We start from the raw sequence: 13,347 nt of genomic DNA on the forward strand, positions 1-13,347 counted from the left end.
TCAACCCCCGTCCGTGGGGCAAGATGAGCCGATGGAGCGGCCCCGCCGTTCCGGACGTTTTTCGGTGCAGACGGGTACGGTCGGTCTTCCGGCCGGTGAAGGAGACGCGGGTGGACGGCGACGACGGGCGCAGGGTGACCATCACCGCTATCGCGCGGGAGGCCGGGGTCTCGGTGCCGACCGTCTCGCGGGTGCTCAACGGACGGTCGGACGTGGCTCCCGACACCCGCGAACGGGTCGAGGAGCTGCTGCGCCACCACGGCTACCGGCGGCGCAGCAGCCGCACCGTCACCCGCGCCGGGTTGGTCGACCTGGTCTTCAACGACCTGGACAGCCCCTGGGCGGTGGAGATCATCCGGGGGGTGGAGGACGTCGGGCACGGCGCGGGCGTCGGCACGGTGGTCTCCGCGGTCCACCGGCAGTCCACGGCCGTGCGGCAGTGGTTGCAGAACCTGCGCGCCCGGGCCACCGACGGCGTCATCTTCGTGACCTCGCACGTGAGCCCGCCGCTACAGGCCCAGTTGCGCCGCCTCAACGTGCCCGTGGTCGTCGTCGACCCGGCCGGCGTGCCCGCGACCGACGTGCCGACCATCGGGGCCACCAACTGGGCCGGCGGACTCGCCGCGACCGAGCACCTGCTCTCGCTCGGGCACCGACGGATCGGCTTCGTCGCCGGGCCCACCCACCTGCTGTGCAGCCGGGCGCGCCTGGACGGCTACCGCGCCGGACTGGAGGCCGCGGGGGTGCCGGTGGACGACGCGCTGGTGCGTCCCGGCGACTTCTACCACGCCTCCGGCTTCGCCGCCGGGGCGGCGCTGCTCGACCTCGACGAGCCCCCGACGGCCATCTTCGCCGCCAGCGACCAGATGGCGTTCGGCGTCTACGAGGCCGTCCGCCGCCGAGGGCTGCGGATCCCCGACGACGTCAGCGTCGTCGGCTTCGACGACCTGCCCGAGGCCCGCTGGGCCTCACCCCCGCTGACCACCGTCCGGCAGCCGCTGGTGGAGATGGGCCGGCTGGCCGCCCGGACGGTGCTGCGGCTGGCCCAGGGCGAGGGCATCGACTCCCCCCGGGTGGAGCTCGCCACCCACCTCGTCGTGCGGGACAGCTCGGCCCCGCCACGCCGGCCGTGACGGGTGCCGGAGCACCGGCCGCCCCGCCCGGACGTTCCCGGTAAGCGGCCCGAAAGTTTCGGCGCGCGGCCGGCGACAGCACGCGCCCCGGCGCCCCGGCGCGCGGCCGACCCGGCCGGGCGGCGCCGGGGGAACCCGGTGCCCGCGCCGTCCCCGCCCGCTCGCACGGGGACGGCGCGAACGGTCAGTGGCGGTGGTGGTGCCGAACCGCCCGTTGGATGTCCACCGGCAGGGCGGGCGCGCCGTCGACCGGCGCCGGGTTCTCGGCCGTGGGGGCGATGCCACCGGCGGCGATCCGGTCGAGGGTGGCCAGGCCGGCGGCGTCGATCGAGCCGAAGACCGTGTAGTTGGGGCGCAGCGCCGAGTCGGACTGGACCAGGAAGAACTGGCTGCCGTTCGTGTCCGGGCCCGCGTTGGCCATGGCGAGGGTGCCGCGGGCGTAGAGCCGGCGCACGCCCGTCGGGTCGGTGGGGGCCGGCGGCAGGTCGGTGGGCAACTCGTCGAGGTAACGGTAACCCGGGCCACCCGAGCCGGTGCCGGACGGGTCGCCGCACTGGAGCACCTTCAGGGTCGGGTACGCGGTGAGCCGGTGGCAGGAGGTCCGGTCGTAGAAGCGGTGCCGCACCAGGTGCAGGAAGCTCTGCACGGTGCACGGCGCGGCCTCGCGGTCGAGGGTCAGCCCGATCGGCCCCTGGCTGGTCCGCAGCGTCACCCGCACCGTGCCCCGGTCGGGCGTACGCCTCGGGTCGGGCGGCAGCGGAACCGGCCGGGCGGCCGGCTCCTCGGGCGTCTGGGTGTAGGCGCAGGGCCCGGGGGTGACCCGCGGGTGCGCCGCCGAGCCGGTCGGCGCCTCGACCGGGGAGACGGCGGGCGCGGCCACCGCCGCGGCACCGCCGCCGGTCACCAGCGCGCCCGCCACCAGGGCCACCCCGGCGAGGCGGGTCAGCGTGCGGGCCGGTCGGCGGGGTGACGCGCTCGACGGTGTGACGGGGTGCGGTCGGGGATCGCTCGACACGTGGGTCCTCCTGGACGTGTGGCACCAGAAAGACCGGAGTCTATGGAGCTGGTCGCCGGTTGTCGATCCGTCCCGCACGCGGCACACCCGGCAGCGCGCGGGCCGCCGGCCGCGTCAGGGCGTCCGGCGCCGCCCCGACCGACGCCGCCAGAGCAGCGCGAGCGTCGCCAGCCCGAGTACGGCCGCCGCGAGCACGGCCGCGGGCCACCGTCGCACCAGTCCGTCCTCGAGCGGCCCGCTGGCCGCCGCCGGGCGCGGGTCGCCGGTCGCGGCGAGCGCGGGCGGCGTGGCGGCCGCCGAGGCGATCAGCTCCCCCGGCTCGACCAGTCGACCGACGGCGGAGTTCCGGGGCAGCGAGAAGCCCCAGTCGAGCAGCGCGGCACCCTGCTCCCAGCCGCGCGCGGGCTGCGGCTCGGCGCCCAGCAGCGTCACCACCAGCCGGCGGCCGCCCCGCTCGGCCGCCCCGACGTAGGTGTGCCGGGCGAGGTCGGTGAAGCCGGTCTTGCCGCCGAGCGCCCCGGGGTAGCGGTAGATGAGCTGGTTCTCGTTCTGGATCTCGAAGCCCTTGGTCCGCTGCGCCGGCTGGGCGGGGATGCGGTGGGTCTCGGTCAGCGCGTACCGGCGGAAGGTGGGATCGGCGAAGCAGGCCCGGGCGATCAGCGCCAGGTCGTACGCGCTGGTGAACTGCCCCTTCCCGTCGAGGCCGGACGGGGTCACCGCGTGGGTCTGCAGCGCGCCGAGCCGGTGCGCCTCCTCGTTCATCGCCCGCACGCCGCCCGCCATCCCGTCCGGGCCGCCGCCGAGGCGGGCCAGCACGTTGGCCGCCTCGTTGCCGGACTGCAGCAGCAGCCCGAGCCAGACCGTCTCGATGCGGTAGCGGCCGCCGGCGACCAGCCCGACGGCGGAGGAGCCCGGCTCGATGTCCATGTCGCCGTCGGTGACGGTGACGACCTGCGCCGGATCGAGCCGGGGCAGCATGGTGGCCGCCAGGAGCAGCTTCTGCACGCTGGCCGGGGTGGCGTGCTCGTGCGGGCCGCAGCCGCCCAGCACCTGACCGGTGTCCAGGTCGGCGACCAGCCACGAGGTCGCGGTGACCGCCGGCGGTCGCGGCGCCGCGGCGGGAACGACCAGGCCGGCGGTGGCCAGCGCCGGTCCGCCCACGGCCCGCTCCCCGGGCACGGCCGGCGGCGGCGACGGGCGCGGCGGGCGAGACACCTTCGGGGCGGGCGCCCGCGGGCACGGCGTCGGCGGCACCGCGGCGGACGCCGTCGCGACGGCGGTACGCCCGGTCGGGGCAGCCGCCACGGGGGCGGGCACGCCGGCGGCGAGGATGACGGCGGTCGCCGTGGCCGCCAGCAGCCGAACCTTCATGCCCGCACCCTAACCGGCAGGATCCGACGTGCGGGGCGGCTTGCCGATGCTCCGGCGGCCGGCGTGACGGCGGCGGACGGATGGATCTGCCGGCGCGGTGCGACGCGGGCCACCCACGTTCCGGGACCATCGGCCCTGCCGTCGGGCGGGCCCGGCGCGGAGGCTGGCAACCGAAAGCGGTAAAGGATCTTCCGGTTTGCGCGACGGCACCGCCGCACCGACGGCCCCGCCCCGCACACCGGCGCGATCCCCGGCCCGGAAGGACGCCCCCATGGAAGCCCTCTCGCTGACCCGCCTCGCCGACGAGCAACTCGCCGCCGCCCGGCAGGCCGACAGCGGACGCAGCGCCCGCAACCTGCACGGCGGCCGGGACCGCCGGCTGCGGCAGACCCTGCTCGCCCTCCGGGGTGGCCGCTGCCTCGACGAGCACGACAGCCCGGGCGAGGCGACTCTGCAGGTGCTCCAGGGACAGGTGCGCCTGGTGGCCGGCGACGAGTCGTGGGAGGGCCGCCCCGGCGACCTCGTGGTGATTCCGCCGCGGCGACACGCGCTGCACGCCGTGACGGACGCCGCCGTCCTGCTCACCGTGACCCCGCGGCCGTGACCACCGTCCCGGCACACCGCAGCGCGGACGGGCGGCCCGTGCCCCCCAGCGCCCGCACCCGGGCCGGGCGCCGATCACCCGGCTGGGTGCCGCCGCAGCACGGCGCCTGGGCGATGCTGCTGCTGCCCGTCCTGGCGGCGGTGACCGTCACCGGCCCGCGCCCGCTGCACGTGCCCCTGCTCGGGGCGGCGCTCGCGGCCTACCCGCTGTCGTACTTCCTGCTCCAGGCGGTCAAGACCCGCCGGCTCCGCCGGGTACGCCCGCAGCTGACCGCGTACGGCGTCGCCGCCGTGCTGTGCGCCGTGCCCGTGCTGGCCGCCCGGCCGGCGGTCCTGGCGTACGCGCCGCTCTACGGCGTCCTGGCCGCCGTCAACGCCGGCTACGCGCGCCGGCGCCGGGACCGGGCGCTCGTCAACGACCTCGCCTTCGTGGGGCAGTGCGGGCTGCTGGGGTTCGCCGTCGCCACGGTGGCCGAGGTGCCGCCGGCCCGGGTCGCCGCGGTGACGGTGGTGGCGCTCGGCTACCTGGTCGGCACGGTCCTGTACGTCAAGACGATGATCCGCGAGCGGGACAGCGCGGCCTACCGGTGGGCGTCGTGGGCGTACCACGCCGTCGCCGTGCTCGCCGCCGCGCTCTGGGCGCCGGCGCCGGTCGCCGTGGTCTTCGCGGTGCTGCTGGCCCGGGCCGCCCTGCTGCCCGGACACCGGCTCACGCCGAAGCGGGTGGGGCTGGTCGAGACGGCGTGCACCCTGCTGGTGCTGGCGGCGCTCGTGCGGTGACCGGCCGCCCGGCGCGCGTCGGTCGCGCAGCCCGCGTCCCGGTCGGCCGCGGGCCCGCCGCGTCGGTTGGCTCACAAGCCGTTGCCTGCGGCGGCCCCACCGACTAGAACCGGATCACGATCGCCCGGACGTCCCGGCGACGGTGGCGAGGTGATGGCCGTGGCACTGATCTCCTACGACGACACCGACGCGGCCGCCTTCGCGGCCAGCCGGGAACTGCCGCGCAGCGGGCTGGACCGGTGGCGGCACGCGGTCGGACAGCACCTGCGCCGGCGGGCCGGCACGACCGTGCTCGACCTCGGCGCCGGCACGGGGGCATGGGCTGGCGCCTTCACCGACTGGTTCGGCGTGCGGGTGGTGGCGGTGGAGCCCGCCGCGGCGATGCGTTCCCACGCCGCCCACCGGCCGTTGCTCGCCGGGGACGCGGCCGCGCTGCCGCTGCGCGACTCGACGATGGACGCCGCCTGGCTGTCCACGATGATCCACCACGTGCCCGACCTGGACGCGGCGGCCCGCGAGCTGCGGCGGGTGCTGCGCCCGGGCGCACCGGTGCTGATCCGCTCGCCGTTCCCCGGCCGACACCACCGGATCGCCCTGTTCCACTGGTTTCCCGAGGCCGTCCGGGTGCTGCGGCGCTACCCCGACCTGGCGCGGGTGCGTTCGGCGTTCGCGGCGGCCGGGTTCCCCGTGAGCAGCGTCGAGCCGGTCGCCCAGACCACCGCCGCCTCGCTGGCGGAGCTCGCGGAGCGCCTCGACCGCCGGGCCCACACCCCGCTCCAGTTGATCACCGACGAGGAGTACGCCGACGGCCTGGCCCGGCTCCGGGCCGCGGCCGACGCGGCGAGCGGCCCGGTCGTCGACCACCTCGACCTGCTGGTGCTGCGCTGAGTCAGCCCGGCAGAGTCGGGTCGCGGTGGCGCGGGTGGTCGTGCAGCGCCCCCGAGGCGCGCAGCCGCAGCAGCCTGCCCGCCCGGCCACCGACTCACCGCGTGAGCCGGTACAGCTCACCGCCTCGGGCGTAGTACATGACGCCGGCCGCGTCCATGGTCCAGACGTCGCTGATCCCGGTGGCCAGCTTCTGCACCGACAGGGTGTCGGGGTCCACACAGGCTACCGTGGTACGGAAGTTGCCGCACACCGCGCCGTCCGGCGCGACCGCCAGGTGGTCGCTGCGCCAGACGTGACTGACGTTCCAGTCGAACGGCTCCACCTCCACCGTGCCGACCACGGTCCGGCTCACCGGGTCGAACTCGAAGAGGGTGCCGACCGTCGATCCCCAGATCCGGCCGTCCGGCGCCACGATCAGCCTGGTGATCGCCTTGGCGCCGGGGATCGCGGTGCCCTCCCAGACCTTCGTCCGGGTCGCCGGGTCCCAGAGGAAGAGCTTCGCCTCCGTCCGCGTCGGGGCGACGCCGAGTCCACCCCAGATCCCGGTGCCGCCGAGCACCAGGTTCCCGACGGTGGCCAGGGCGGTGACGCTCTGCTCGGGCACGACGTCGCGGTACACCTCCTTCGCCCCGGTGGCGGGGTCGACGAGGGCCAGCGCGCCGCCGAGCTGGCCGTACTCGGGGATCGTGCCGAAGGCGACGCGGTCGCCGACCCCGGTGACGGCGAACGGCCGGTCCTGGTGGTCGGTGCCGAGCGACCCGAACTGCCGCGGGTTGCTGCCGCGTACGACGGGCCTGGCCGGATCGAGCTCGAACAGGTTCGCCCCCGGGTACACGCCGGCGTAGATCATGCCCCGGTACGAGAGCAGCCCCTCGGCCTGGCCCAGCGCCCCGGGGTTCTCGCTGAAGGCACCGGTCACGGGGTCGTAGGAGGTGATCCCGCCGCTCGGGTAGGCGCTGGACCAGATCCTGCCGTCCGGGCCGGCCTCGATCGTCTGCAACTGGGCGGGGAGCCCCTTGACCCCGGCGGAGACGACCTTCTTGGCGCCGGTCTGCGGGTTGTAGTAGGACAGGTTGCCGCTCAGGCTGATCGTGACGAGCGTCCTGCCGGGCCACTCCGCGTCGGCCAGGTGCGCCCAGCCGAATCCGCGGGCGGTGCCGAACCCGGTGAAGCCGGTCGGGGTGAGCGTCCCGGTGTCCAGGTTGTAGGCCATCAGGTGGCCGGCCGACGAGCCGAAGTAGACGTTCTTCTTCGCGTCCGGCGGGGAGAAGTTCAGGCCGGCGGCGGTACCGAGTTCGGCGATCCACCGGCCGGCCTTCAGGTCGTGCACCAGCACCCGGTTGCTGTTGGCGAGCCGGGCGAAGAGCGTGTGCTGGTGTACGTCGAGGTCGTAGACGAACTGCTCGGCGCGATACTGCTCGGGCAGCGGGATCTCGCGTCGCTCGCCGGATTCGATGTCGACCTCGACGAGCCGGGCCACCGTGCCCAGGCCCGCGTAGACCTTGCCGTTGGCGACGCCGATGCTGCGCACGTACTGCTCGCCCGGCCAGATCTGGCCGTAGTCGCGCACGGCGCCGGTGCGGTGGTGGAACGAGTAGACCTTGCCGGTGGGGAAGGTGCCGACGAAGACCCGCTCCCCGTCGTTCGCCAGGCGCCACGTCGTGGTCTCCCCCGGCGCCGGCGAGCCCAGGTCCTCCACGTGGTCGGCGCCGGGTCGGTAACGGAACAACTTGCTGTCGGCGCCGATGTAGGCGGTGCCGTCGGGGGTGACGGTTCCGCCCCACGACCCGCCGGCGCCGGGCAGCGGCAGGGCCCGCACCACGGTCGCGGTCCGGGTGTCGATGACGTTGAGCACCCCTGTGGTCCCGCGCGCCACGGCGTACGCGTAGTCGCCGGCCGGCGTGGAGCCGAAGGTCGCCCCGTAGATCGCCAGGTTGTGGTGCGGCACGCCGACGAGGGTCTCGGTCGGCGCGGCGGCCACGGCAGGCGCACCCGGCACGGCTGCGGTGGCGACCAGGGTGGCCAGGATGGCGACCGACGCCAGGCGGCGACGCTGCTGGAGAGGCATAGGCAATCCCTTCTGCGATTTACGGTCATCACCGTAAATCCCGACCCATCGATGGTCAACCACGCGAAGGGATAACACAAGGGAATCGACGCGCCTTGGCCTCGCCTGGCGAGATTTACGGTCGCGGCCCTTATCTGTGCGGGAGCGCCCACCTCGACGGCGCGCCCGGCCGGACACCGGCGGCCACGCACCCGGCCGCGACACCCGCTCGACCACGACCGCCCGTCGGCGGCGCGTTCGCCGGCCGCCGACGGGCATCACGCCGAGGCCCACCACCACCCTCGTCGACAAACCGGTGGCGACCGGCACGACGGCCAATGCTCAGTGGTCAGCCTCGTGAGTTCTTAAGGGGTCGACTGTGGAACGGGTTGCGTGCGTGGGAATCCCGTGATCGCTGAAGGTGTTACACCATCCCGTCAGCAGCAGTCGTGTGAAGGGCTCTCCCGTGCGTGCCATCCAGATCGATCGCTTCGGCACACCCGACGTTCTCAGTCTCGTCGAGGCTCCCCAGCCTGAACCAGGTCCTGAGGAGGTGGTGATCCGGACAGTCGCGACCAGCATCAATCCGGTCGACGACAAGACGCGGGAGGGCGCCATCGGCGAGGGAACACCGCCGCTGCCGATGACGCTTGGATGGGACCTGGCAGGCATCGTGGTCGACGGCGGCAGCAGCGGTCTGCGCGCCGGGAAACGCGTCATCGCGATGTCGCACCAGCTCAGCTCCGGCCGGGGAACCTGGGCCGATCTGGTCGCGCTTCCGGCGCAGGCGGTAGCCGCCGCGCCAGAGGCGGTCAGCCTGGTCGAGGCAGCCACCCTGCCGCTTGCCGGGCTGACGGCCCTGCAGACGCTGGACTGGCTTGCGGTGTCTGCTGGGGAGCGGCTGCTGGTCGCCGGTGCCGCAGGTGCAGTTGGAGGGCTGGCACTGCAGATCGCTCGCGCACGCGGCGTCGAAGTCGACGCTCTGGTCTCCAGGGACGCGCAGGTCGCGTTCGCCCATGGCCACGGCGCGGGCCTCGTCACCACCGACAGCCGCGATCTTCAGGAGCGCAGCTATGACGCGGTCTTCGACACCTTCGGGGCTTTCGTAACCGAGGCTGTGGCTGACGGCGGCCGGTATGCGTCGATCGCCACCCAAGCCGGGCCGGCCCCCGACCTGTCCTCACGCGGCGTCCGTACCACCGTCAACCAGGTGCGGGAGGATGGCGCGGGACTGAACGAGCTCACCAAGCTCGTCGACCGCGGCTCTTTGCACCTGCGTGTGCACTCCACCTTCGGCCTGCACGAGATCCAGGCCGCACACGAACGCTTCCTCCAAGGCAACCTGGCAGGGAAGATCACCGTGACCTTCTGAGACTTCTGCTCCTCCGGCGCACCCATGGCCGGAGGTCCAGGGCGAGGTGCTCACCCCGGACTGGATCTTCATCACCGACCCGCAGTTCCGCCCCAAGGCCCAGCGCGTGCTCGACCTGTACGCCCGTTACGCCGCGATGGTCCACACCACCAGGAAGAGTCCTCCGCCGCCCAGGCAGCGTGATCAACCCCAGAAGGACCTCCGGAGTTCGACCACCCTGGACGGGATTTGAGACTTTGCCTGTCTCTCGGCGAGCTCCTCCGCACGAGTGGCGGCGAAACGCTCTACGGGCAGTTCAATGAGACGATTGAAGGCGGCCAGAGGGATCCGGCCGCCCGCCCCGGGCACCTCCCTGCTCCCGTTCGCCGTACGGCGTACCGTATGGTGTACGGAAGGATGGGTGACCCGGTGGCAGCAGTCCGGCGGGACGACCCGCCCCCGACCTTCGAAGGGTTCGCATGCAGCAGCCAGCACGCTCCGCCGCCGACAGTCACGACATGATCGAGGTACGCGGAGCGCGGGAGAACAACCTCGCCGCCGTCTCCGTCGACATCCCCAAACGCCGGCTGACCGTCTTCACCGGGGTCTCCGGGTCGGGGAAGTCCTCGCTGGTCTTCGGGACCATCGCCGCCGAGTCACAGCGCCTGATCAACGAGACCTACAGCGCCTTCCTCCAGTCGTTCATGCCGAGCCTGAGCCGGCCCGACGTCGACTCGCTGCGCAACCTGACCCCGGCCATCGTGGTCGACCAGGAGCGGATGGGCGCCAACTCCCGTTCCACCGTCGGCACCGCCACCGACGCGTACGCGATGCTGCGGATCGTGTTCAGCCGGCTCGGCACCCCGCACGTCGGCGGGGCCGGCGCGTTCAGCTTCAACCTGGCCGAGGGCATGTGCCCGACCTGTGAGGGACTCGGCCGGACCTCCGACCTCGACGTCAACGAGATGGTCGACGTCGAACGCTCCCTCAACGACGGCGCGATCACGGTGCCCAACTTCGCCGTCGACTCGTGGTACTGGCAGACCATCGTCAACTCGGGCCTGTTCGACCCGGACGTCAAGCTCCAGGACTACACGCCGCAGCAGTGGGAGGACTTCCTCCACAAGCCCGCCACCAAGATCAAGGTGGGCGGCAACAACTGGACGTACGAGGGCCTCGCGGTCAAGGTACGCCGGCTCTACCTGGCCAAGGACCGCGAGTCGATGCAGCCGCACATCCGCGCGTTCGTCGACCGGGCGGTCACGTTCACCACCTGCCCCGCCTGCGGGGGCGCGCGGCTCAACGAGGCGGCGCTGTCCTCCCGGATCGCCGGCCGCAACATCGCCGAGTGCTCCGCCATGCAGATCAGCGACCTGGCCGACTTCGTCCGCGCGATCGACGACCCGTCGGTCGCCCCGCTCATCGGCAACCTGCGCGACCTGCTCGAATCGCTGGTCGAGATCGGCCTGGGCTACCTGAGCCTCGACCGCGAGTCCGCCACCCTCTCCGGCGGAGAGGCGCAGCGGGTGAAGATGGTCCGGCACCTCGGCTCCAGCCTCTCCGACGTCACGTACGTCTTCGACGAGCCGACCGTGGGCCTGCACCCGCACGACATCGCCCGGATGAACGACCTGCTGCTGCGCCTGCGCGACAAGGGCAACACGGTGCTGGTCGTCGAGCACAAGCCGGAGACGATCGCGATCGCCGACCACGTGGTCGACCTCGGCCCCGGAGCGGGCACCGCCGGCGGCCGGATCTGCTACACCGGCGACGTCGCCGGCCTGCGCCGCTCGGACACCCTCACCGGCCGCCACCTCGACCACCGGGTCCGCCTGCGCGAACAGGTACGCCACCCGTCCGGCCACCTGTCGATCCGCCACGCCGACCTGCACAACCTGCGCGATGTCAGCGTCGACATCCCCCTCGGGGTACTGACGGTGGTCACCGGCGTGGCCGGCTCCGGCAAGAGCTCGCTGATCCACGGCTCGCTGCACCGCCGCGACGGCGTGGTGGTCGTCGACCAGTCCCCGATCCGGGGTTCCCGGCGCAGCAACCCGGCCACCTACACCGGCCTGCTGGACCCGATCCGCACCGCGTTCGCCAAGGCCAACGGGGTCAAGGCGGCGTTGTTCAGCGCCAATTCCGAGGGCGCCTGCCAGACCTGCAAGGGCATCGGGCTGGTCTACACCGACCTGGCCATGATGGCCGGCGTCGCCTCGGTCTGCGAGGACTGCGAGGGCCGGCGCTTCACCCCGAAGGTGCTCACCTACCAGCTACGCGGGAAGAACATCAGCGAGGTGCTCGCGATGTCCGCCACCGAGGCCCGGGACTTCTTCCCCACCGGCCAGGCCCGGGTCATCCTCGACCGGCTGCTCGACGTCGGGCTGAGCTACCTCACCCTCGGGCAGCCGCTCAACACCCTCTCCGGCGGCGAACGCCAGCGGCTCAAGCTGGCCATCCACATGGCCGACAGTGCGAGCACCTACGTACTGGACGAGCCGACCACGGGCCTGCACCTGGCCGACGTGGACCAACTGCTCGCGCTGCTGGACCGGCTCGTGGACGCCGGCAACACCGTCATCGTCATCGAGCACCACCAGGCGGTCATGGCGCACGCCGACTGGCTGATCGACCTCGGGCCCGGTGCGGGGCACGACGGCGGCCGGATCGTGTTCACCGGCACCCCGGCCGACCTGGTGGCCCACGGCGACACCCTGACGGCCCGCCACCTGCGCGAGTACGTCGACCGCTGAGCGCCCCACGTGCCCCGGTCCCGGTGCCGCGAGCCCGCGCCGGGACCAGGGCACCTCACGCGCCCGGCGCGCGGGACGGCACCGGGTTCGCGGCCGTCAGCGTCCGGACGCGGGGACGGCCCGCGCCGACGGGGCCGCCAGCCGGCTCAGCCAGCGCCGCAGCGGCGACGCCGAGGCGGCGACCGGAGTGAGCAGCCCGACGGTGATCAGCAGGGCGTCGAGGAAGAGCGTGGCGAGCACGACGAGAACGGCCAGCGCCGCGACCGTGCGGGCGATCGCCGGGACCGGGCGCGCGGCCGCGCGGTGCACACCGTGGTAGCGGACGGGGATGCGGGGTGGAGCCATGGTGCTGATACCTGCCTCGAAGTTCGGAGGTGCCCCTCTTACCCGCCGTGAGCTGCGCAAACCCCGTCAATGACGCGCACCACAACCACCACCCCAGCCCACGCGCGGGCGCGACGCGGGGCACGCCGGGTCAGGCGAGGCGGCGCAGCCAGCGGCGCTGCCAGGGGGTCTCCACCGCCCGCGGCCGGTAGGCGGCGCGCACCCAGTCCACGGCCCGCTCCGGCGGCATCCCGTCGAGGATCGCCAACCCGGCCAGCGCCGTCCCCGTGCGTCCGGTGCCGCCCTTGCAGGCCACCTCGACCCGCTCGCCGTCCCGGGCGCGACGCAGCGCCTCGGTCAGCGCGTCGACCGCGTCGGCCCGGTCGACCGGCACCCAGAAGTCCGGCCACCGGATCCGCCGGTGCGGCCACGCCGGTACCGGCCCCGGCGCCAGCAACAGGGCGAAGTCGGCGGGCGACGCCGCGTCGGCGATCCGACGCCCGCGCACGACGGCGCCACTCGGCAGTACGACCGCACCCGGCTGATCACGCCACTCCCGCTCCACGCTCACGCGGACCATTCTTCCCTCCCGCGCGCCTCCCCGTGCCCCGGGCCGCCCCGCGCACGAGGCTGGCGGTACTCGGTATCCACGGTGCCCCACCGTCGCCGTGGCAGGAGTACGACGAGACAGCGCCGCCCCCGGGCCGGTCGGTCCGGGGGCGGCGCTGGGTGCCGGTGTGCAGGTCGCCTCTCGGCGCGTGGCGCGACGCGGCTCCAGCCGAACGGTATTCCGCGAAGGCATTTCAGGTGAGGCCCGGGGACACTGGGCACACCGACACCTCATTGAACCAGCCGACAGCCGCCGGTGTTCCCGCACCGGCCCTCTTTCCTCGGGCGGCCGGCGGCTCGTGCTGGAGATGTGCCGCCGGCCGGCACCCGTGACAGGTGCCGGCCGGCGGTCCCCCTTGCGTGCAATGTCTGTGTGGGTCAGCTGTTCCAGTGCTCGGCGACGAGGTCGGCGGCCTGCTGCTCCCACTGCGCGTAGTGGTCCGGGTACGCCGACACCTGCACCGTCTGCGCCG

General features: G+C 73.8%; 12 protein-coding genes. 7 read left to right on the top strand and 5 right to left on the bottom strand.

From position 1 onward, the window contains the following. Nucleotides 1-110 precede the first annotated feature (110 nt). Nucleotides 111-1,133, top strand: a complete 1,023-nt coding sequence (locus tag ACSNOB_RS23060) for a LacI family DNA-binding transcriptional regulator (RefSeq protein WP_436688525.1) — start codon at nt 111-113, stop codon at nt 1,131-1,133. A gap of 184 nt (nt 1,134-1,317) precedes the next feature. Here ACSNOB_RS23060 and ACSNOB_RS23065 read toward each other — a convergent pair whose 3' ends face one another. Beyond that, on the bottom strand, nt 1,318-2,148 hold the full coding sequence (locus tag ACSNOB_RS23065; RefSeq protein WP_436688526.1) for a peptidylprolyl isomerase: 831 nt from the start codon (nt 2,146-2,148) through the stop codon (nt 1,318-1,320). Between the two features lie 114 nt (nt 2,149-2,262). Then, complete coding sequence (locus tag ACSNOB_RS23070) at nt 2,263-3,519, bottom strand: D-alanyl-D-alanine carboxypeptidase family protein (protein ID WP_436688527.1); 1,257 nt, start codon at nt 3,517-3,519, stop codon at nt 2,263-2,265. Between the two features lie 271 nt (nt 3,520-3,790). On the opposite strand from ACSNOB_RS23070, the gene ACSNOB_RS23075 reads away from it, so the two are divergent. The 3 genes from ACSNOB_RS23075 (at nt 3,791) to ACSNOB_RS23085 (ending at nt 5,790) form a co-directional block, all read left to right on the top strand. Continuing rightward, complete coding sequence (locus tag ACSNOB_RS23075) at nt 3,791-4,123, top strand: cupin domain-containing protein (RefSeq protein WP_436688528.1); 333 nt, start codon at nt 3,791-3,793, stop codon at nt 4,121-4,123. Beyond that, nucleotides 4,120-4,902 carry a YwiC-like family protein gene (locus ACSNOB_RS23080; RefSeq protein ID WP_436688529.1) on the top strand — a complete coding sequence of 261 codons (783 nt, stop codon included), beginning with the start codon at nt 4,120-4,122 and terminating at the stop codon, nt 4,900-4,902. The genes ACSNOB_RS23075 and ACSNOB_RS23080 overlap by 4 nt, the downstream gene beginning before the upstream one ends. A 159-nt stretch (nt 4,903-5,061) precedes the next feature. Further along, nucleotides 5,062-5,790, top strand: a complete 729-nt coding sequence (locus ACSNOB_RS23085) for a class I SAM-dependent methyltransferase (protein WP_436688530.1) — start codon at nt 5,062-5,064, stop codon at nt 5,788-5,790. A gap of 94 nt (nt 5,791-5,884) precedes the next feature. Here the strand turns inward: ACSNOB_RS23085 and ACSNOB_RS23090 are convergent, their stop codons facing one another. Then, on the bottom strand, nt 5,885-7,858 hold the full coding sequence (locus tag ACSNOB_RS23090; RefSeq protein ID WP_436688531.1) for a hypothetical protein: 1,974 nt from the start codon (nt 7,856-7,858) through the stop codon (nt 5,885-5,887). A 445-nt stretch (nt 7,859-8,303) separates the two neighbouring features. On the opposite strand from ACSNOB_RS23090, the gene ACSNOB_RS23095 reads away from it, so the two are divergent. The 3 genes from ACSNOB_RS23095 (at nt 8,304) to ACSNOB_RS23105 (ending at nt 11,941) form a co-directional block, all read left to right on the top strand. Then, nucleotides 8,304-9,209, top strand: a complete 906-nt coding sequence (locus ACSNOB_RS23095; RefSeq protein ID WP_436688532.1) for an NADP-dependent oxidoreductase — start codon at nt 8,304-8,306, stop codon at nt 9,207-9,209. Between the two features lie 46 nt (nt 9,210-9,255). Beyond that, entirely contained in the window at nt 9,256-9,441 is a 186-nt protein-coding gene (locus tag ACSNOB_RS23100; RefSeq protein ID WP_436688533.1) for a hypothetical protein, read from the top strand. A gap of 226 nt (nt 9,442-9,667) precedes the next feature. Beyond that, nucleotides 9,668-11,941, top strand: coding sequence for an ATP-binding cassette domain-containing protein (locus ACSNOB_RS23105; protein WP_436688534.1), 2,274 nt, complete (start codon nt 9,668-9,670; stop codon nt 11,939-11,941). Nucleotides 11,942-12,037: 96 nt separating this feature from the next. On the opposite strand, the gene ACSNOB_RS23110 is transcribed toward ACSNOB_RS23105, so the two are convergent. Both ACSNOB_RS23110 and ACSNOB_RS23115 read right to left on the bottom strand, forming a co-directional pair. Next, nucleotides 12,038-12,286 (bottom strand): hypothetical protein, encoded by a 249-nt coding sequence (locus ACSNOB_RS23110; RefSeq protein ID WP_436688535.1) that lies wholly within the window; start codon nt 12,284-12,286, stop codon nt 12,038-12,040. Between the two features lie 130 nt (nt 12,287-12,416). Further along, nucleotides 12,417-12,845: a protein-tyrosine phosphatase family protein gene (locus ACSNOB_RS23115; RefSeq protein WP_436688536.1), complete on the bottom strand. Its 429-nt coding sequence runs from the start codon at nt 12,843-12,845 to the stop codon at nt 12,417-12,419. Nucleotides 12,846-13,347 lie beyond the last annotated feature (502 nt).

The organism is Micromonospora sp. URMC 106 (genome assembly GCF_051386395.1).
In the GTDB taxonomy this organism is placed as follows: domain Bacteria; phylum Actinomycetota; class Actinomycetes; order Mycobacteriales; family Micromonosporaceae; genus Micromonospora.

What these genes read in the sequence shown, in the direction of transcription:
- ACSNOB_RS23070 (WP_436688527.1), bottom strand. Translation starts at nt 3,519, where the DNA reads ATGAAGGTTCGGCTGCTGGCGGCCACGGCGACCGCCGTCATCCTCGCC.
- ACSNOB_RS23075 (WP_436688528.1), top strand. Translation starts at nt 3,791, where the DNA reads ATGGAAGCCCTCTCGCTGACCCGCCTCGCCGACGAGCAACTCGCCGCC.
- ACSNOB_RS23090 (WP_436688531.1), bottom strand. Translation starts at nt 7,858, where the DNA reads ATGCCTCTCCAGCAGCGTCGCCGCCTGGCGTCGGTCGCCATCCTGGCC.
- ACSNOB_RS23105 (WP_436688534.1), top strand. Translation starts at nt 9,668, where the DNA reads ATGCAGCAGCCAGCACGCTCCGCCGCCGACAGTCACGACATGATCGAG.
- ACSNOB_RS23110 (WP_436688535.1), bottom strand. Translation starts at nt 12,286, where the DNA reads ATGGCTCCACCCCGCATCCCCGTCCGCTACCACGGTGTGCACCGCGCG.
- ACSNOB_RS23115 (WP_436688536.1), bottom strand. Translation starts at nt 12,845, where the DNA reads ATGGTCCGCGTGAGCGTGGAGCGGGAGTGGCGTGATCAGCCGGGTGCG.